Annotated in this window: 16 protein-coding genes and 1 pseudogene; 11 read left to right on the top strand and 6 right to left on the bottom strand. The window is 64.0% G+C overall.

What is annotated here, in order from left to right; genetic code table 11:
• Window positions 1-2 precede the first annotated feature (2 nt).
• Together VT84_RS15850 and VT84_RS15845 are read left to right on the top strand one after the other, a co-directional pair.
• Entirely contained in the window at window positions 3-1,622 is a 1,620-nt protein-coding gene (locus tag VT84_RS15850) for an ABC transporter permease (protein ID WP_082840220.1), read from the top strand.
• Window positions 1,623-2,201: 579 nt separating this feature from the next.
• Window positions 2,202-3,461 carry a glucuronate isomerase gene (locus tag VT84_RS15845; protein WP_052562097.1) on the top strand — a complete coding sequence of 420 codons (1,260 nt, stop codon included), beginning with the start codon at window positions 2,202-2,204 and terminating at the stop codon, window positions 3,459-3,461.
• A 110-nt stretch (window positions 3,462-3,571) separates the two neighbouring features.
• On the opposite strand, the gene VT84_RS15840 is transcribed toward VT84_RS15845, so the two are convergent.
• Window positions 3,572-4,552 (bottom strand): peptidylprolyl isomerase, encoded by a 981-nt coding sequence (locus VT84_RS15840; RefSeq protein ID WP_082840219.1) that lies wholly within the window; start codon window positions 4,550-4,552, stop codon window positions 3,572-3,574.
• Window positions 4,553-4,664: 112 nt separating this feature from the next.
• Here VT84_RS15840 and VT84_RS15835 point away from each other — a divergent pair, with 112 nt between their 5' ends.
• The 3 genes from VT84_RS15835 (at window position 4,665) to VT84_RS15825 (ending at window position 6,538) form a co-directional block, all read left to right on the top strand.
• Entirely contained in the window at window positions 4,665-5,381 is a 717-nt protein-coding gene (locus VT84_RS15835; RefSeq protein ID WP_239465857.1) for a 7-carboxy-7-deazaguanine synthase QueE, read from the top strand.
• 95 nt (window positions 5,382-5,476) lie between these two features.
• Complete coding sequence (locus VT84_RS15830; protein WP_052562095.1) at window positions 5,477-5,977, top strand: hypothetical protein; 501 nt, start codon at window positions 5,477-5,479, stop codon at window positions 5,975-5,977.
• Window positions 5,978-6,007: 30 nt separating this feature from the next.
• Window positions 6,008-6,538 carry a hypothetical protein gene (locus VT84_RS15825; protein ID WP_052562094.1) on the top strand — a complete coding sequence of 177 codons (531 nt, stop codon included), beginning with the start codon at window positions 6,008-6,010 and terminating at the stop codon, window positions 6,536-6,538.
• A gap of 64 nt (window positions 6,539-6,602) precedes the next feature.
• Here VT84_RS15825 and VT84_RS15820 read toward each other — a convergent pair whose 3' ends face one another.
• Complete coding sequence (locus VT84_RS15820; protein ID WP_082840217.1) at window positions 6,603-9,026, bottom strand: sigma-70 family RNA polymerase sigma factor; 2,424 nt, start codon at window positions 9,024-9,026, stop codon at window positions 6,603-6,605.
• A gap of 198 nt (window positions 9,027-9,224) precedes the next feature.
• On the opposite strand from VT84_RS15820, the pseudogene VT84_RS15815 reads away from it, so the two are divergent.
• Window positions 9,225-9,446: pseudogene (locus VT84_RS15815) on the top strand (DUF1559 domain-containing protein); the annotation flags it as partial.
• A 392-nt stretch (window positions 9,447-9,838) separates the two neighbouring features.
• On the opposite strand, the gene VT84_RS42275 reads toward VT84_RS15815, so the two are convergent.
• Together VT84_RS42275 and VT84_RS42270 are read right to left on the bottom strand one after the other, a co-directional pair.
• Window positions 9,839-10,054, bottom strand: a complete 216-nt coding sequence (locus tag VT84_RS42275) for a hypothetical protein (protein WP_082840216.1) — start codon at window positions 10,052-10,054, stop codon at window positions 9,839-9,841.
• Entirely contained in the window at window positions 10,041-10,277 is a 237-nt protein-coding gene (locus tag VT84_RS42270; RefSeq protein WP_082840215.1) for a hypothetical protein, read from the bottom strand. Before VT84_RS42270 ends, VT84_RS42275 begins: the two co-directional genes overlap by 14 nt.
• A gap of 266 nt (window positions 10,278-10,543) precedes the next feature.
• Here VT84_RS42270 and VT84_RS15800 point away from each other — a divergent pair, with 266 nt between their 5' ends.
• The 3 genes from VT84_RS15800 to VT84_RS15790 all read left to right on the top strand — a co-directional run bounded on the left by VT84_RS15800 (window position 10,544) and on the right by VT84_RS15790 (window position 13,803).
• Window positions 10,544-11,860: an RNA polymerase sigma factor gene (locus tag VT84_RS15800; protein ID WP_162271722.1), complete on the top strand. Its 1,317-nt coding sequence runs from the start codon at window positions 10,544-10,546 to the stop codon at window positions 11,858-11,860.
• 130 nt (window positions 11,861-11,990) lie between these two features.
• Entirely contained in the window at window positions 11,991-12,779 is a 789-nt protein-coding gene (locus VT84_RS15795; RefSeq protein WP_052562086.1) for a pseudouridine synthase, read from the top strand.
• Between the two features lie 202 nt (window positions 12,780-12,981).
• Window positions 12,982-13,803, top strand: coding sequence for a dihydroorotate dehydrogenase electron transfer subunit (locus VT84_RS15790; RefSeq protein ID WP_082840213.1), 822 nt, complete (start codon window positions 12,982-12,984; stop codon window positions 13,801-13,803).
• A gap of 139 nt (window positions 13,804-13,942) precedes the next feature.
• Here the strand turns inward: VT84_RS15790 and VT84_RS15785 are convergent, their stop codons facing one another.
• Window positions 13,943-14,749, bottom strand: coding sequence for a hypothetical protein (locus tag VT84_RS15785; RefSeq protein ID WP_082840212.1), 807 nt, complete (start codon window positions 14,747-14,749; stop codon window positions 13,943-13,945).
• 260 nt (window positions 14,750-15,009) lie between these two features.
• Between VT84_RS15785 and VT84_RS15780 the strand changes: the two genes are divergently transcribed.
• Window positions 15,010-15,972: an ExeA family protein gene (locus VT84_RS15780; protein ID WP_162271721.1), complete on the top strand. Its 963-nt coding sequence runs from the start codon at window positions 15,010-15,012 to the stop codon at window positions 15,970-15,972.
• Between the two features lie 93 nt (window positions 15,973-16,065).
• Window positions 16,066-17,046 (top strand): CpsD/CapB family tyrosine-protein kinase, encoded by a 981-nt coding sequence (locus VT84_RS15775; protein WP_157469529.1) that lies wholly within the window; start codon window positions 16,066-16,068, stop codon window positions 17,044-17,046.
• 50 nt (window positions 17,047-17,096) lie between these two features.
• Here the strand turns inward: VT84_RS15775 and VT84_RS15770 are convergent, their stop codons facing one another.
• The gene (locus VT84_RS15770) at window positions 17,097-19,628 is read right to left on the bottom strand and encodes a sigma-70 family RNA polymerase sigma factor (RefSeq protein WP_082840209.1); all 2,532 of its coding nucleotides are present in this window, start codon (window positions 19,626-19,628) and stop codon (window positions 17,097-17,099) included.
• Between the last annotated feature and the right edge of the window lie 118 nt (window positions 19,629-19,746).

Genomic DNA, 19,746 nt, shown 5'->3' with positions numbered 1-19,746 from the left:
ACATGCCGATACTCACGCTCGCCGCGAAAGACCTCCGCCTGTTACTCCGCGACCCGCGGAGCGCGGTCATTCTACTCCTCACGCCGCTGCTGCTCATCCTCGTACTGGGGCTAGCACTGGGTGAGGGCTTCGGTGAAAAGCCGGACGACCGGCTCCACATCTCCGTCGTGAATCTCGATCGCGGATTACCCGGGAAAGTCCCCTTCCCCGAAAAGCCGTGGTCGGAAGTCGTAATCGACGACCTCAGTGCGACGCAGGACATCCGGCTGGAGATCATTCGTGATCGCGGCGAAGCAGAGCGCCTTGTCGCGAAGAACCGGCGCCCCGCGATCATCGTGTTTGAGGAAGATTTCAGCGAGCGGATGCACCGCTGTTCGTTCCTCACGGGCGCGGAAGCCGTCAACCCGTTCGGGCGCGATGGGGTGCGCCTCAGCCAACTCGGGGCCACGCTCCTCACCGACCGCACGCAGCCGGTGTCCGCATCCATCATCGAGCAGGTCACGCAGGTCACGCTCCTGCGCGTGGTGATCCCCTGGATGATCGGGAAAGCGTTCGCCCGCGTCGGTGACGAGAAGTTCATGGAACTGGTCGCGGATCGGTTGAGCAAGAATACGGTGCCGCCGAAGGTGATCGAGGAACTCGACCCGGTGGTGCTTGATCTGCTCGACGCACTGGTTGCGGACGAAAAATTCCAGAAACGCATGACGGACAAGTTCGGGCGCCTCGCGGCCCAAGCGATCAAAGCCCAAATGCCCGGGTTCCGCGCGGTCGTCGATGATGCACTCAAAGACCCCGACATTACCGCCCGAGTTGGGAAGAAGGTGTTATTCGGCAAGGTGCTCACACCAACCGTGCGAACGGAGATCGGGCCGACTGTCAAGCGCGGGGTCGGCGATCTGTTTTCGAGCTACAACTTCGAGGCGACGCGCTGGAGCGATCTGGTCAAGAGCGAGACCCGCGAGGGGATCGCGGCGAACCGCGTGGAGTACAAGGACTCGTCCGGTAGTGGAGTGCTCAATCGCGGCGCCCTGCGGTACCAGATCCTGGTGCCATCGTACACCGTGATGTTCGCGTTCTTCCTGGTGCTGAGCGTGGGCTGGCTGTTCGTCGCCGAGCGCAAGCACGGCACGCTGGTGCGGCTCCGCGCCGCGCCGCTCACGCGCGGGCAGATCCTCCTGGGCAAGTTGCTCCCGTGCCTCGCGGTGTCGCTGCTTCAGGGCGTGTTCCTGCTCGCAGCAGGTCGACTCATCTTCGGGATGACGTGGGGCTCGCGCCCGGAGCTGCTACTCCCGCTCGTGGCCAGCACGTCCTTCGCGGCGGTGGGACTGGCGATTCTGGTCGCGAGCGTGGCCCGCACTGAAACTCAGGTCGCGGTGTACGGCACGCTGCTGGTATTGGTTCTTGGTGGCGTGAGCGGGTCGCTAATGCCACGCGACCTGATGCCCGAGCAGATGAAAACGGTCAGCCTCGTCACCCCGCACGCCTGGGCGCTCGACGCTTACAACCAACTACTCGCGACTTCCGCCCCCGATGTGTCGGCCGTGCTGACGGCGTGCGCGGCACTGTGTGCGTTCGGCGCCGCGTTCACCGCGCTCGCGTGGTGGCGCATGGATTTGGAATAGTGGTATCCGTTGGCGAACGGCCGGCGTGAGCCGGCTGGTGTAAGCTCCCCAGCTCTTGAAGTCATCGCGTGTATCAAAAAGACGAGCCGCCGCCTGGGGAGGCGGCGGCAGGGGGGATGTTGCCGTAGACGGGGGAACGGACGTGTTGTCTGAAAGGTTCAGGAGAGGGGGGAAATCTCTCCCGCGGCCGTGACCTTGGGGGAAGGTCGTATTGGCCTCCGTATTCCGCGGTGCCGGGTCGCCATTTTGGGGGAGGCGAACCTTGGGGGAAGGTTCACCGTTGAGCGATCCGGCACCGATCCGCGATTCACTTGGGGGTTGTTCGTCGCGGACGATATAACGGAAAGCAGCGACCGTGCCAATTGCCGCGTTCGCGCGTGCCGTCAATCTCGCGATTCGGCGCAACTCCTGTCGAGCCATAAGCCAAAGAAAATTGGCGGTCCGGTTTCCACCGTCGGGAATTCGTGCCACAGTTCGGAAACGTCGCCCAGTTTGTAAATCTTGCCGGGCGTTGTAAGACGTGTCATTGGTAAAACTGACACAACCGCCCATTTTCTACCTGCTCCCGGAGAGGGCGTCATGCCGGCCGATCAACTGGTGCAGAACCTGGAATCCGCGCTGTCCCGGATTCCGCTCATTGACCCGCACTCGCACATTGATCCGCTCAGCCCGGTATCGAAGTCGCTCGACGACATCCTCGGCTACCACTACTACACCGAACTCGCCCACTCCGCCGGGATGGGCCAGGCGCTTCTGAGCAAGGACGCGGACCCGCGCGAGCGCGTGCGGGAGATCGTCCGGTTCATGGACCGGTACGACAACACCGCGCAGTACGGGTGGTTCGTGGACATCGCCCGCACGTTCCTGGGTCTCGACGACAAGGAAACGCGCGTCACCGCGGCGGACGCGGACCGGCTCTACGACACCGCGCTAAAAACGTTCGCACAACCGGACTGGGAAGCGCAAGTCTTCGAGAAGACGCGGCTCGAAAAGATCTTCCTGACGAACGAGTTCGACGACCCGCTCCAGGGCTTCGACACCACGAAGTACGTCCCCTGCCTGCGGACCGATACGCTGGTGTTCCACCTCGACAAGCCCGACACGCGGCGCCGGCTGGAAGCGATCAGCGGCGTTCACGTTCACGACGGGGCCACGCTGCGGATGGCACTGGCGAAGGTGTTCATGCACTTCACGCGGAACGGGGCGAAGGCGTGCGCGATCTCGCTCCCGCCCAACTTCCACCCGGCGAAGTTCGACGACGAGCACTTCTACGAGCAGATGCAGTTCCACGGGTTCCACGACCTCGCGCCCGGCGTGTTCTGGCTAGTCGCCGAGTTCTGCCGCGACTTCCGGCTGCCGTTCGATCTGATGATCGGTGTGAACCGCCGCGTGTACGAGAAGGGTGTTTACCAAGGGCAAGATCTGTTCGACCAGCGCACCAGCCTGTTGCAGTATAAGGAGTTGTTCAACGCCTTCCCGGACGTGACGTTCCCGGTCTCGGTGCTGACGAGCGCGCAGAACCAGGAGTTGGTGGCGTACTCGTGGATCTTCCCAAACGTGCTACCGAACGGTCACTGGTGGTACTCGAACACGCCGCCGTTCATCCGCAAGGACTTGATGGAGCGCATCACCGCGGTGCCGAAGACGAAGCTAATCGGGTACTACTCGGACGCCTACAAACTGGAGTTCGTGAAGCCGAAGTACGGCATGTACCGGCGCATCCTCGCGAGCGTGCTGGCGGATGAGTTCGTGCGCCCCGGCGTGCTCAGCGAAACGGACGCCGTCGCGCTGGGCACGCGGCTCCTGCGAGACAACGTGAAGGACGTGTTCAAGGTGTAGCGCCAACAAGAAAGCGGTTCTGAGATTGCCAGCGCCCAATATCGCTGGCAATCTCAGAACCGCTTCGCGTCGGTCGTTGAGAGCACCTCAACGACCGCATTCTCGCCCCGTTAAGGCACCGTAATCTGAATCTGCCCCTGTTTCCGAAGTTTCGCGATGAGTTCTGTGCGAAAGTCGTCGCTGTAGGCGTCGAGTACCTCGGTCACGGACTTTTCGTAGGTGTTGGGAGTGCCGGGTTTTCGGTCCGTTACTTGGAGAATATGCAGGCCGAAGTCCGTCTCGACTACCCCGCTGAGTTCGTTAGGTTTCATCACGAACGCGGCCTTGGCAAACGCTTCGTCTACAAGCCCGCCCTTGCGAGCGATGTAGCCGATGTCGCCCCCATTCGGCGCGCTGGGGCAGTGCGAGTTCTTTTTCGCCGCGGTCGCGAAGTCGAGTTTCCCGGCCGCGATCTCGGCGCGAATGGCTTCGAGCTTCTCTTTAGCCGCAGCGCGCTCGACCGCGGTCGCATTCTTGCTCACGCGAAGGACGACGTGCTGTACCTTCACTTCCACGTGATCGAAGTAATCCTTGTTCGCGTTGAAGTACGCTTTGAGTTGCTCTTCGGTGGTGTTGAGCTTCACGTAGCCGGTGAGTTGCATCGCGGTCGTCCACGACTCCCGCACCTGGGCTTCTGTTTGGCCGGTTTCCTTGAAAAAGTCCGCGAGCGATTTGCCGTCCTTCTTGAGCTTGTCACCGAACGCTTTGAGCTGCGCGTCGATCTCGGCCGGATCGACCTTCGGCCCGTTCTTGCGGAGGAACTGCCGCAGGAGCAGGTCATCGATAATGTCAGAAAGTACTTCGATTCGCATTTGGCGCTTCTGCGCCACAGTAAGGGGCGTAAGCGGGAGCGTATTCTTCAGCAGGGTATCGACTTCCGTGAGCGTGATGGACTCACCGTTCACGGTCGCGGCGACCGCGTTCTCTTGTGCGGCGGGCGCTCCCGTTTGAGCCGGAGGCGCCGGCGGTGTGGTCGGTGCGGCCGGCGGTTGCGCGAGCGCGAGCGTCGCGAACGCGGGCGCGGCGAGAGTGAGCACGAACGAGCGGCGCATCCTTGCGGCTCCTTTCGAGAGGCATGGGCTGGCGAAACGTGGCCTATAACCCGCCCTCGTGCGGGTCGCAAGCAATTTCCCGGCTGCTAAGATGGGAATAATGAGTCAATTGATGCGAACGCCGTTACTCGATGTACCCGCCGAGGCTGCACACCGGGTCGTGCTCTTGCGCGACGTTCCCGCGGGCGAGTTGTTGGTCCACGAAATCTACATAAGCGTGCAAGGCGAATCGACTTTCGCCGGCTTGCCCTGTGTGTTCGTGCGTGCGTCGGTGTGCGACAGCCGGTGCCGCTGGTGCGACACCCCGCACGCCTTCAATCAGGGCACGCGGATGACCCGCGCGGACGTGCTGGCGAAGGCGCTCAGTTACAATTGCCCCCTGGTGGAGATCACCGGCGGCGAACCGCTGTTGCAGTCCGAGATGTTCACGCTGATGACCGAACTGTGCGACGCGGGAAAGACCGTGCTGCTAGAGACGAGCGGCGCGCACTCCGTCGCTGAGGTCGATCCGCGCGTTCACGTCATCATGGACCTCAAGTGCCCCGATAGCGGTGAGAGCCACCGGAACCGGTGGGCAAACCTGGACGTGCTGAAGCCCACGGACCAGATCAAGTTCGTGATCGCGTCGCGCGCGGACTGGGATTGGGCCGCGAACGCGATCCGCACGAACAAACTGGACGAGCGCTTCACGTGCCTCGTGAGTTGCGTCTTCACGAGCGTGAAACCGGTGGAACTGGTCGGCTGGTTGCTCGAATCCGGGCTCCATCGCGTGCGGATGCAGTTGCAGATGCACAAGTACATCTGGGAGCCGAGCACACGCGGAGTGTGAGCCCCGAAAATTCGCATTCACCGCCAACGACAGCGGTCGTGTCCTCGTTCCACCGGTGGATTACGGAATGATCCCATCACCACCGGGGAACGCCTATGTCGTCTGTTCCCGTTCCCGCGCGGGCTCCGCGCGCGGGAGTTCTCAGCGTTATTGACTGGCGCACGGTCGCCGCGATCGGCCTCCCCCTCTGGGCGTTCCTTGCTGGCGCCATCGTGATGCGCCCGTCCACGCCGGCGGGGGCGGTATTCACGGGAATCGAACTCATTCCCCACGAGTTCCCTCCACCCTCACCTGGTCCCAGCACGGACGAACCGATCCCGATGCCGCGCGAGATCGTCGTTCGCACGGAAGTGGTCACCGTTCCCGTGGTCGTGCCCGTTGTGACCCCGGGCGAACCAGTCGTAGTGGCACAAGCGCCACCCGAGTTCCGGCTCCCGGTAAGTGAACTGATGCCCGCCGAGAGGTGCCAGTCGTTCAACACGAAGGTGCGTTTCCACCCCGGAATGACCGAAGCGGCAGAAGAGGCAAAAGCCTCGAAGAAGATGATGCTCGTTCTGCACATCTCAGGGCACTTCGACGATCCCGGGTTCACCTGAAACAACGCTCAAGCTCTCCGTGAGGGAGCCTTGTCGGACGACGCGGTAGGTAAGTTCCTCGGTGACAACTTTGAGTCGACGTATCAGAAAGTGGGCACATTTCAGGTGATTGACGGTGCAAAGGTAGGCGGGAACGTGGCGGCGTACTTCTGTCTCAGCGACGGGACCGTGGTCCACGCAGTCGCCGGACCACTGGGCGCGAAAGACTTCCTCCGAGAAGCGCGATGGGCGGTTGATCTGCGCAAACTCGCGGCCAGTGAAGCGGGTGGGGATGTTGCCCGGTACCGTGTCGCGCTCCGCAGGGGCCACTTGGAGCGGCTCACGGCGGAATCGGGGTTACGGCTCCCGCCGAACACGCTGCCGCGCATTGTTCCCGGGCCACCGTCGGCACCGACCAACGCACAGATCCAAACCAAAGCAGGCCGCGGGCTCGGCGCTCAGGGACAGGTTCACGTGCTGCTGGCGTACTACCCACTCCCGAAGCTCGCGGACCTCTACACGATTGTGTTCGAGGACGTTCTGAAGGAAAAAGTGTCCACGCTGCCGGTGAATACGAAGTAATTGGTACTCGGCGCTTCTTTGTGCGCACCGGCCGGTGCGCACAAAGAAGCGTGGTCTGTCACATTCAAGGGAGTGACCCCGTTACGGCCAAATCGTTTGCGAACCAAATTTTCTCCCAGTACGCCCTACTGTGCTCACCTACGCTCTCGGGGAACGCGCCAGGTTTGTCCTTGAGCTTCTCGAACGCAGTTTTCATCCGGTCGCGCGTTTTCTGTGCCTGGGTCGCGTCCCCCTTTTTTGAGTGCGCGTGGTACGTCACCCTCAGGATGACGAGTTCTTCGACCGTACCCTTGTATCGCTCCAGCATCGGTCCGGCCGCGGTGATGACTTCGTCCGACTTTCCAGCCTGTTGGTACACTCCGAGGAAGCGAAGTTCGGCCTGCGTGCGAACAAACACGGCCCGTTTGTCGGTTCCGCTGTCCTTCTGGTACGTCTCTACCTCGGTGATCGCCTCGCGGAAGCGGTCAGCGGCCTCGGTCCGGAGCGTAATGGCCACCGAAGCATCGCTTTGCGCCGCCCGCTGGGTGAGGCAGATGCCAAGTTGGAGGCTGCGCGCAGCTAGTTCCAATCCCTTGTAGTCCGCCAGATGCTTGCGGATGAAGATCTCGGCTCCAGAGAAATTACACGTGTTCATCAATGCCTGGATGTGTTCGTCCTCTTCGAGAACGCGCGACTTTGCATGCGGCACCGGTGCGGTGATGACCTTCTCGGGCGTACCCGTTTGCGCTGCAGGCGGTCCCTTGGCCGCCTTCACATTGAAGTACATCACGTCTGATCCGGCATCGAGTTCCAGTGGGCGAAGCGCCCGCTTGCCGGTCGCACCGAGTGCTAGTTTCAGTCCCCTGTCGGTGACCTCGTAGCTGCCGTAGAGTTTCGTCACTTTCCCGTCCTCGATGGCCGTCGTCAGTTCAACGTCCACCCACTTCGGGTTCTTCGTTGCGTCGTAACGGTACCGGCCACCAACCCAGTGGCCGGTCTTGGGATTCGTGACGAATAGGTAACTATCAAGAATCTCGACCCGCGGGCGCACGGTTGAAGAATCGCCGGCGGGCGGTTCACCGACCCACGAACCGACTAGCGATTTCTCACCAACCGCCGGAGGTAGTTTTCCGCGGCGGAAGGTCATGACCATGAGAGATGTGCCCGGATCGGCCTCGAACTCGGCCGGACGAGTCGAAGTGTGATCCCCAGCGCACATACAGATGCGTAATACGTCCCCGTCTAGTTCGTAAATGCACCGCCAATGGGAACCGTGGGAAGTGACCGGCCACACACGAAGATCGAGCCACTTCGGGTTCTTTGTTTCGTCGATCACAGCCAATTGAGCCACCGCGGTGCCGAGTACCCCGTTCGGCCCGGTTCCCATTGTCCACCACTTATCACCGGAGACCAGAATTTGCATCCGGCCCGTCATCTCGTTCGCTTCCTTCAACTCCCCCTCGGTCAACTGCTTGCCAATGACATTGAGCTTTTCGTTCACCCACAACCCCTGCACCGCATCTCGATCTGAGAGTTTCGGCCCACCCACAGATAATTTCTTCGCGTCCGGTTGCGGGAGAGCCTCGGCTGCTCGCGCCGGAGGTGCCGCACCGATACTTTTGTCTTCCGCAGCCGCGCGCGGCTCTTCACCGGACCACGCCGTGGCAAACCCCGTTGCCACCAGAGTTAGGGCGAGAACCACGACTCCGGCGCCGCGCAATTTCGTGAGGAGCATGCCCTTCAATACCTCGTCCGTGAGTTGAGCCGCACCGACCGGGACCGCCCCGGTCGCCGCACTCGTTGCCGCCACTGCAAGTTCGGAAGTCCGCGCGAGCAGCGCTGCGGGCACCACCGCCCGCCCGACACCATTTGTCGTGAGCAACGCCGCCAACCCACCCGTTGGGAGCAGCGTGCCGTGCTTGAGCAACCGTCTCCGCAGGAGTTCGCGCCCGCGTGCCAGACGGCTGGAGAGCGTGCCCTCTGGAACGCCGAGCGCCTTCGCCGTGTCCGCGCGGGACGCGCCCTCCAGTTCGCACATCACGAGCGCGTCGCGGTACTTCGCCGGGAGCGCGGCCAGTTCGGTGTCGAGAACGGGGAGCCAGTCCGGTACCGCGGCCGGCACGTTGGGATCGGAAAACATCTCGTGTACCTCGGTCCGGTACTCGGCGAGCCGCGCGGCTCGTGCCCGCGCCTTCATCGCCACGCGACACGCCACCCCGTACAGCCACGGACCGAGTCGGTCCGCGCGCCGGAGCGACCGCGCCTTGCGAATGAACACAAGGAACGTCGCCTGAAATGCGTCCTCTGCATCGGAGACGTTGATAAGCGTTCGGCGGCAAACACCGAATACCATTGGCCCGTGCCGCCGGAGCAGTACCTCGAACGCGGGGTGGTCCGCGTACCGGACGAACCGGTCGAGGAGTTCCGCGTCGGGTAGGGCATCGAGATCCGAGCGGAGCGCGTCCCGCAGTTGGACAACGGGAAGAGGGCCAGTACGAAGCCGGTTCATGGTGCCTCCGTGCAGTGTTCGGGTTAATACTGCCGCGAGTGCGGTCGGCGCGTCCGCGATTTTCGGATCGCGTGATTTGCGTGGCTTCTCGGTCGATTTCCAGAGTTTACGCACTTTTCATAGTCGCAGGTCAGCGCGCCCAGTAATACATTTCTCGCGTTCGTAACACCAACTCTCCAACGCCAGGGGACGCCAACCGTGTTCCGTCGCTCACGCTCCGGCTTCACACTGATCGAGCTTTTGGTGGTGATCGCGATCATTGCGATCCTGATTGGGCCACTCTTGCCCGCCATTCAGAAAGTCCGCGCGGCGGCCTCGCGGATGGCTTCGCAGAACAACCTCAAGCAGATCGGCCTCGCGGTCCACAACTACCACAGCGCGCAGGAACGGCTCCCCGCAAACAGCTACGCGCCGCACCGCCGCGGTCCCGGCATCCGTTCGCCCCTCGACCTTGCGCGCGATCGCGCGGACCCCGCGAGCCTTCTTCTTGAGTTCCACCTTGGCGTGCCGATCGGCCGCGTAAATGGGCCGGGCGCCCTCGCGCAGGTCGTGGAACGGGCACAACTGGTGCGGCACACCGGGGAACGCCTTCGCGACCGCCTTACGGATCGAGTGCTGGCCGTCGGAGATGATTCCCGCAACCGGCACCGGGCAACGCGCCTCACCGCGTTCAGCCGGTCGGCGAGGTTCCGGTTGCGGGCCGACAACAGGCTCTGGGCCAACAGGATCTCGACGCTGAGGGTGCCGCGGATGACCCACAGCACCTCGTGCCCGACGCCGGATTGAAGCCCGTCGAGGGCCAGGATCGCTCTTTACTGTGCCGTAAGCGCCTTCTTCAGGCGGTCGTCGGCCGGCGCCGCGGCGCGCAACTCGTCGTACCGACCGAGCAAGTTGGTGACGGTCCGCTCGGGTACCGACGCCTTACGTCCGACGAGGTGGGTGCGGATCTCGGGAACGAGTTGGTGCTCGGCGTACCGAAGCCGTCCGATGAGAGCGATGACGTCGAGCCCGAACTCATGGCGTGGCAACGTGAATGAACCCTCGGCCTCGGACCGGCTTCTTGTACCCGGCGCAGTCGGCGGTGCGGCACCGGCGCACCGTCAGGTTCAGGCGGGTGACGCCCGCCAGCGCGTGGATCGTGCGGCGGTTGACATAGTCGGCCCACATGGGCCACCCGCAGTGCGGGTATGCGGTCCGTTCCGGTGTCAGGTCGCGGGTGATCGTCGGCTCGGCCGACTTCCGAGTCTTCATCGGCACGCCCTCCGGGGACGACCGAAAGCCTATCCCAAACGCAACTTATAGCCCAGTCGCGTTTGCCGGACTAGAAAAATCGCACCGAGCCGACGCTAACCCTACCCGGTGTTCGGCGCGCCTTGCAACATCTGCTGCGCCCGTGGGCCATGCCGGACTGTGTCCACTGTCAGGCACAGCACGTACGTCCCATGCAGCTCAGTAGTACTAAGATTTTCGCGCGACGCGCCCGGGGCGGGCGGGGACTATACGAGCGGAGGGAGCGAATGAGCGCGGCGCGGTCGGCGGAGATCCTGCGACAGTTGGAGCACACCGGCACGACCGATGCCGAATTGCTCGCGCGCTTCGTCGCGACCAAGGACACCGCCGCGTTCGAGGAACTGGTGCGCCGGCACGGGGCGCTAGTGCTGGGCGTGTGCAAGCGCGTGGTGCGCAACCCGCAGGACGCTGAGGACGTGTTCCAGGCCACGTTCCTGGTGCTCGCGCAACAGGCCGCGTCGGTACGCGACGGCGCGCGTCTGTGGAGCTGGTTGTACGGGGTCGCGTTTCGGATCGCGTGGCGCGCCCGGCGTGCGATCCGTCGGCGGCGCGGGCGGGAGGTCACGGTGGCTCAGTTACCCGAACCACCTGCACACGACCACGCACCACCGCAAACGGACCTTGCACCGATTCTAGACGAGGAACTCGCCGCGCTCCCGACGCATTACCGCGAGGCGATTGTTCTGTGCGACCTGCGCGGGACGTCGCGCGAGGACGCGGCAGTCGCGCTGAGCGTGCCCGAGGGGACGCTGTCGAGTCGGCTCGCTAACGGGCGGAAGAAACTCGCGGCCCGGCTCACCAAGCGCGGGATCGCGCTGACGGTCGCCGTACTGCCGGGAGTCCTCGCGGACGCTCGGGCCGGCGCTGTGCCGGGCGAATTGCTCGCCCGAACGTGCGAGCGGGTAACGCAATGCACAACGAGCGGCACCATTCCCGGTTCGCTCGCCCAACTCATCAAAGGGAGACTGACGGTGCGTAAGGCATTCGTGTTCGGATTGGTTACACTCGCTGCGATCACGGGGACGGTGCTCGCCGCGCGCCCCAACAGCGCGCCACCGCGCGAGACGTCGAAGACACCTGCCGTTGAGGAAAAGCAGGTTGTTACCGCTCCGCCCGACGCGAAGCACGCGACCGAGCCGGACAAGCCGAAGAAGCTCAAGACCGATGATGTGGTCAAACAGTGGCGGCCCCAGCTAAAGGGAGCAACCGACTTCCACCAGATGGGCGGAGAGCCAACAGATTCGGGCGTTGCGGCGTATGCGTTTCGAGTTGAAGGGCCGACGTTCGAGGAAGTGTGGACGCACTACGCCAAAATGTGTGGGGCAAAACAGGAGTACGAAGCGAAAACGATGCTAATCACCGCCGACAGTGGCCCCAAAGGTAGTTTCGTGATATCGGACCGGGTGTACGCGGATAACGGTGTTATTAAACGCGCACTGTCCGTGTTCATGCTCAAAACCGACACCTACGTCGTGACCGTAACGTTCCAGCCGGACCCTGACGGTAAGGCGATCATCGGCAGCCTCAGCGCGGTTCTCCGCTAGATCCGCTCTCCATTTCAAGCTGTTTCCATAATTCACTTCGCTGTGCCTTCCCAATTGTCCTCGCGGGCACCTTCGGGCGAACGCGCACCGTTTTCGTGTCAATTCGGAGCGGTGTGGTACAATTGGGAATATGCAACGCCTCAACAAGTATCTGGCGCACGCGGGGGTCGGTTCGCGGCGCCACTGTGACAAACTCATCGCCGCCGGGCGCGTGAAGGTGGACGGCGTCCGGGTCAAGGAACTCGGGCTGAAGATCGACCCCGCGCACCACCAGGTCGCGGTCGACGACCAGCCGGTGAAGGCCGAGAAACTCGTCTACTGGGCGGTGAACAAGCCCGTCGGTCACCTCTGCACGAACCACGACCCCGCCGGGCGCCCCCGCGCGGTCGATCTGCTCCCGCACGTCGAACAGCGCGTCTACACCGTCGGGCGGCTCGACGAGGGCAGCGACGGGCTGTTGCTGATGACCAACGACGGCGACCTCGCGATGGGGCTGACGCACCCGCGGTACGGCGTGCCGAAAACGTACTTCGTGCTCGTCGCCGGGCGCCCCACCGACGAAGATCTCCAAAAACTGCTCGATGGCGTTTGGCTGAGCGACGGTAAGGTGCGTGCGAAGAGTGTCAAGCGGGTAAAGGCGCAGGGGAACGGCACTTGGCTCCGCGTGATCTTGACTGAGGGGAAGAATCGCGAAATCCGCCGGATGCTCGCGAAGCTCGACCACAAGGTGATGCGCCTGAAGCGCGTTGCGATCGGTCCCGTGAAACTGGACAAGCTGCCGAAGGGCAAGGCGCGCCGGATCAGCGAAGACGAGTTGAAAGAACTCAAGTTATTTGTGACGAAGTCGCAGGAAAAGATCACCGCCGCGCGCCTGCGGGCCAGCGAGAAGAAAGCCGATCCGGGCGATCGCCCTGCGTAATGTCGGTGAACGGTCTGCGCGAGCCAGCCGGTGCGATTTTGGCGAACGGCTGGCGTGAGCCGGCCGGTGCTGCCAGACCCACTAAACTCACACCAGCGCAGAAGACGAAACCGATTCGGTGTCGGTACGCTAAACTCACCCGGTCTCACTACCTCGTTCGCCTCAAACACCGGCCGGTTCACACCGGCCGTTCGCCAAAACAATGTTCCACCGCACCGCGCGCGTTCTCGAACACGTCAAACTCGCCGAGCGCACGTTCCGCGTTCGGCTCCACTGTCCCGAACTGGCCGCCACTATCAGGCCCGGTCAGTTCGTGATGCTCCGGCTGCCGAACACCACCGACCCACTGCTCGGGCGCCCGTTCGCGCTGTACGACACCGTGCTCGATGGCTCCGGCGCACCGGTCGCTGTGGACGTGGTCTATCTCGTCGTGGGGAAGATGACGGGCCGGCTCGTGGAAGTGCGCGCAGGCGAAGATCTTCAGGTATGGGGGCCGCTCGGGAAGCCGTTCCTGGATGTGGGCGCGCCGGACCGCGTGACCCTCGTGGCGGGCGGGATCGGGCAGACGCCGTTTCTTGCCTACGCGCGCGAGCTACTCGGCACTCGCGGGTTCGGGGGCGATGCCCCGCGCGCACGCACGAAAAAGGTTTCGCTCTACTACGGTGTGCGGTGCGCGGACCTCGCGGCCGGTGTGGATGACTTCCGCGCCGCGGGTGTCGACGTGAACCTCGCGAGCGACGACGGGAGCATCGGCACAAAGGGGTTCGTGACGCAGTTGCTCGAATCACACGGGGTAACGGGGCCGCTCGTGGGGTGCGGGCCGGAGCCGATGTTGCACGCGCTCGCGAAACTGGCGGCGAAGTGGAACGTGCCGTGTCAGGTGTCGCTCGAAACGCCAATGGCCTGCGGCGTGGGCATCTGCTTCAGTTGCGTCGCGAAGGTGAAGACGCCGGAAGGCGACGACTACAAGCGCGTCTGTGTGGACGGCCCGTGTTTCGACGCGGCGAAGTTGGTGTGGGAGTAGTTCCCTTCGGTGGTACTTCGCGTTTTGCCAAGAACCATCGACTTGAAGTGGACATCAATGACCACGCCCGAGCGCATCCTGCGTCGGGCGTGGTCGCGGCCGTGGCTTCCTGCCAGCCGCTTAGCTCGTGGTGTAATCTTTAGCGGTCCAGTTTGCTGATCCGAAGCCGGTCGAAGTGCGGGCGCGGGAATGACACCGTGTCCACACGCACCGAGGTTCCGCTCGCGGTGCTCGTGCCGTCCGCGATGCGGATGAACGGCAGGAGCACACGGTCGCCTTCCCTGGCGAATTGCGCGTCCTGCGCGTACCGTGTGTTTTCGCGTGTCTTGAACGTCCGGCGCTGGTTGCGCCGCGCGGCCTCGAACTTGGTCCGCTCCCAGGCGGTCGCGAGTTCGGAGTGCCCCGGGCGGAGGAACATCGCCTTCGCCAACACGCTGCGAGCTTTACCCAGTTTTCCCAGTTCCAGCAATCCGTTCACAGCGATGCGCACAACAGCCACATCGTCGACAGCTTGGTCGGCTGCGGCTGTCATTTCGCAAACGCCGCGCCGAACTTGCCCGCACCGCGCTGCGGCCCGGCCGAACGCGGCGCGGTAGAGCGGGTTGGTACCGTCGAGCAGCGTCGCCTTGCGGAACGCAATCGCGGCCTTGCGGTCGCACCCTTCCGGATCTTCTTCCCACGCGCGCCCGGTCAAATACCGCGTGTTCGCGTCCGTCACATCGAACCCCGACGCGGCCTTCAGGTGCCGACGAGCAGTGGTAAATCGCCCCAGGTCGAGGGCGATGGTGCCGGCCAGTTGGTGGCCTTCGGCGGCGATGTCCGTGGGCACGTCGGTGCGCACGAGGAGCAACTCCAGTTGGGCCAGGGCGTCCGCTTTGCGACCGCTCGCGGCGATCGATCGGATCGAGTCCCAACCGGTTCGGATCAGGGTGAGCGTCCTGCTCATGCCTCTGCACTCCTTGCAGTGTGTTCGCAGTGCGGTGACCTGTAGGTTGGGAAGATATACCGGTCGAGACCGTGTGTGCAAGTACGAAATCTTGTGCCGTTTAATTCAAAAAAAACGAGGAGAAAACCGAGCGCCGACACTTGACGCGACGCTTCGCGCGGATGGGGTTAAGTCGCACCTTTACAATCGCCGATTACGCACGAACAGGGAACCAATTTTGCCCCCTGCCGAGCGCGAAACACCAAGATGGAGAAGCGATCGTGGACTGGTCGCACTTCGGCATGGACCGCCCCCCGTTCCGCCCGGCCGTAGACGCCGCCGCGTACTTCCCCGCGCCCGCGCACTCCGCGGCGCTGGCCGCGCTGGTGGCCGCGTTCAGTCGGCGCGACCCGCTCGTACTCATTGATGGCGCCCCCGGGATCGGCAAATCACTCGTCGCTCGCAAGTGGCTCGACGACTTGCTTCCCGACGTGCCCCGGGTGTTGCTCCCGAACGCCCGCGCTCAGACCCCAGCGGACCTCCTCCAAGCGATCCTGTTCGACCTTAACAAGCCGTACCAGGGCCTGAGCGAACAGGAACTCCGGCTCGCCGTAACGGGGCACCTGCTCGATGCCGCGGCCGGCGGGTTCCCCACGGTCATCGTGATCGACGAGGCCCAGCACCTGAGCGCGTCTGCTCTTGAAGAACTGCGGCTGCTCGGCAATCTGGAGTCGCGTTCCGGCGCGGTCGTGTTCGCGGTGCTGGTCGCGCTGCCGGTCTTGCGCGACGCGCTGCGCAAGCCGGCCAACGTCCCGATCGCGGGACGCATCTCCGTGCGGTGCTCGATCGACGCTCTTTCGGTGGAAGAGTCGGTGGCGTACTTGCGGCACCAGGTGCGCGCCGCCAGCGGTGACCCGGCCAAGGTCTTCGACGAAGGCACAGTGGAGCTGCTCGCTGCCGCGTGCCGCGGGGTGCCCCGCGTGCTGAACCGCGCCGCGGCGCTGGCGTTCGAGCTGGCTGCTGAAGGCGAGGCTGAGCTGGTGGACGTGGAGGCCGCGATCGAAGCACTGGAGCGCATCGGGATCACGCCCCCGGATGAAGATGGCACCAGCGACGCCGTGCTGCTCCCGCACCCGGGGCGCGAATCGGAGCCAGAAGTCCACGCGAAACGCAAACCGACGGTCGGTGAACGCAGCGCCGGTCGCGGTGCGAAGGACAAGGCCGTTCGCAAGCGCCCGGCTTAGCAGAGATTAAAGCGTCTGAACGATTCGCGCACACGGGCCGCTGTTCGTGTCGCAGGGAACATTACCACTCGGGTTGGCTAACAGGGGCACGGAATGAGCCGGGTGTTTAGCGCGCTGACCGGATCGAATGTGGCCCGCTCGATCGCGAGCGAGGAACCGCGCGGGGACGACGATTTATTCGAGATCGGCGCCGAGGACGCGCCGTTTGTGGAGATCGGTGGCCCGAGCGGTCCCGTGTTTTCGCCCGCGCCGCGTGCGGAAGTGAAGAAGCCGGAACCCGCGCGCTCGTTCCCGCGCATCGCCACGCCCGTGGTCCCACCGCCCGCTCCCGTCCCGGCGCCCGCACCGGCTCCTGTTCCCATCGCTACCCCGGTTGCCGAAGTATCGGCCGCGTCCTTTCTGTCGGTACGGTTCCACGACACCGCGCCGCGCATTACCGGGCGGACGGGCGGTCCCGATGCGGGGTTGGTCGCACTCCATTTCCCGGACCACGCGGTGAGCGCCGAGTACCGCACACTGCGGGATGAGGTTACGAAGCAGTTGCCAGGCGCAACTTCGCGGGCGCTGATGTTCACGGCCGCCACCCCGCAAGCGGGCACCACCACGGTGCTGCTCAATCTCGCGCTGACGCTCGCGCGGGACGGTCAGCGCGTACTGGTGGCCGATGCGAACTTCACGCGCCCGGGGATCGCCAACAGTCTCGCGCTGCGCCCCGCTCCTGGACTCGCCGAGGTGCTCGGCCAGCACCTGCCGCTCCCGTGGGCGCTTCAGCCGACCCCGCTCCCGAGCCTTCAGGCGCTCACCGCGGGCGAGGCCCACGACAGCACAGCCGGCGCTATGGGGCACGATCTGCCGAAACTGATGGTGCAGTTGCGTCAGTGGTTCGACTGGGTGCTCATCGACGCGGGCGTGTGGGGCGTGGTGCCGGAGCGCGACGCGACCTGCTCGTCCGCGGACGCGGTGTACCTGGTGACCCGCGAACCGGACGTCGAGCGCCCCGAGTTCGCCGGACTGAAGGCGTGGGTGAAGCACCTCGGCGGCTCGCTCCGCGGGTACGTCACCACGCGGGCATGAGCTACCCCGGATGGTCCCCGGGTTGATCGCGTTGCGGTCGACCCGGGGATTCATTTTTGCCGTTTAAAGACAAGGACCGCGGTGTGTTCCCCGCCATCGAAGTCTTTCGGGCGCTCGTCTTTGTCTGATAACCCGTGACTCACGCGGAGCGTATCGCCCTTCACTTCGTAAATCCCTTTGTGAGTTACGCCGTCGATTACCAAGTTGATCTGCTTTAGTTCTTGAGACGCATCGAGCGTATACCACGCCCCTCGGTAGACGGTGTTGTCGAGCTTGTGCATCCGGATCGTATTCGCCCCAAATTCCCAGTGCTCGCGGACGGTCGGTTTGCTTATCAGAGACAACAGACCCCACTCGCCCCACAGCTCCGAAGCCCAGCTCCCGATTTCCACTTTGTCCGGGTTCACTGTCCAGATGTCCGGACGGGCAGCGCTGTTCCGCGTCCCCATCGGGTCGTAACGATACTCGTTCCCCCACGGGTCGCGTAGGCTCGTATCCGGCGCAACGAACCCGCCGTCTTTCAGCGCGGCCAGCTTCTCTGGGTAGGCACCCGTTTTGGCCTTAAACGCTTCGATCGCGTTGGCCAGATTCAGGACGTCTGTGCGCGCCCGGCCGAGCTTCGGATCTTCGGGTGGTGGGGGCGCTTCGATGAGCTTCAGTAGCTCTTGGTGGTACTGTACTCGGACGGCCTTTTCTTTCGCCGATACCATGCCCGCCTTCACTGCGTCCGCGATGCTCTTATTGAACGGTAGAGGTACGCTCTTCCAATTGTCGATGTAGGCCCGGATCAGGTGCTCGTAGCCCATGTCGTTGGGGTCGCCGCCGTCGCGGATCACTTCGGCGATCGTCGGGACCGCGATCACACCGAGTTTGATGAGTTCCCACGGCGCTTCGGACGTGCTCCGGAGCATCTTCCGCAGCACCGGTACGGCCTTCTCTCCGCCCAGGCGCGCGACCGCCAGTGCCACGGCCGAGCGGACGCTCGAATCACGGTCCATTGCCAGGTCGTTCACGTGCTCGCGCTCGGATTCCAGTTTCAACAGCCCGGTGAGGCGCACCGCGACGCGAACCTCATCGACCTGCTTGTTGAACGAGCTGCGAACGGTCCGTTTGGCCCACGGGGTGAATCGCGCCAAGTCGATTGCGTACTGGGACCGACCGATCGACTCCCCCAGCTCTCCGCCGATGATGTTGTCCAAGTCGCGGCGCGCCTCGGCCATCGTCTCGGGTACCCATTCCAGTCGGTAAAGCAAGTGCTCCTGGTGCGCGATCGAGTCGAAGAAGTGCAACACCTTCGGGTACACCTCGGATACGCCTGTGATTTTCAGCGTCCTTTTGACGTGATTCTTTTGCCCGATGTTCTGTTCTAGCGTGATCGCGTACTCGGCCGAGTGCAAACGCATCACGTCCTTCGCGTCCTTCTTGAGCCAGTCGGTGTCCTTCAGCAATTCGTTCAGAGTGCGGAGTCGGTCGAGTGGGAGCTTGTGAACGAGGCGCGCCCCGAGGAGAGGCTCTCGGCCCCCGGGGGGAATGCGCCCGGGAACCTCGCACAAGCACGAGCCGTCCGAGGAGATCCGGATCGTTCCGCCCGGTTGGTTGCTCAATCCGGGCGGCTTGATGACGACGGTGATGCTCTCGAACCCGATACGCGGCGCGGGGGCCGGAGGTGGGGCGACGGGTAAGTCCGCGCGCACGACTTCGGGCGGGGCCGCGTCGGGCGGATCGACCGTTGATACTTCCCCGGGTACCTCAACGGCGGGCGCTTCGACGTCCCGAATCCCGGCTACCACGAGTCCCATCGCGCCGAAGGTGATCGCGAACAGCAGTGCGAGTTTGAAACGAGCGGAGATCATGGCGGGCATCGCTCCGTTGGCGAGTTCGGCGGCGCGCGACCGGTCGTCGATTCCGGAAGCGAATCGGATCACGGATCTCGCTGTTCCCAGAACCGTTAACGGCGGTACGGCGTTGGAGATGGCCGTCGGAAAAGCGATTGCAGCCACGGCTAACCCGCGTCGCGCGAGGCGCTTGCGCAATACCGCGCGCCCGCGGTCCAGGCGGTCGCGTAGCGTCCCGCGTGGGAGAGCGAGCCGTGCGGCCGCTTCGTCGAGCGTGAGTCCCTCGAGATGACACAGGAGCACTGGCGCGCGGAGTGTATCGGGGAGCCGCGCGAGTTCGTCGTGAATCAGAGCGCGAACTTCACCCCACGTCAGTTCATCCCCGGGTACCGGCGCTGCCACACGCGGGACTGCCTCGTGACGTGACCGGCGCACACGCGCACGCAGCGCTTTCCGTGCGAGCCGGTGCGCGACCCCGTGTAACCAGCACCCGACTGAGGTGCGCGTGCGGATCGTGCCGGCGTTCCGGGCGAGCACCAGGAACGATGCCTGGAACACGTCCTCGGCGTCCTGGGCATGACACAGAACGGCTCGGGCCACATCGAGCACGACCGGTCCGTGACGCTCCACCAGGGCCGCGAACGCGCACTCGTCGCGGTCGGCCGCGAACCGGTCCAGGAGTGTGTGGTCGGGTAAGCCGGTGTGTGCGCGAGTCGCGAGTCGCGCGAGTGCGTGTGCATCGGGCATGGGGTTGCGCCTCCTTTATCCCATAGTTCCCGATCGGGTTCCCAGGTGCTGGACAATTCGCGGATTTCCTTGTGGAGTTGGGGGGGGAAGGCACTCGTTCGGAAAGGCTCTTTGATTG

The organism is Gemmata sp. SH-PL17, assembly GCF_001610855.1.
Lineage (GTDB): Bacteria > Planctomycetota > Planctomycetia > Gemmatales > Gemmataceae > Gemmata > Gemmata massiliana.
The sequence above is the reverse complement of the archived record's forward strand: the minus strand, read 5'-3'. Positions and strand labels throughout refer to the sequence as shown.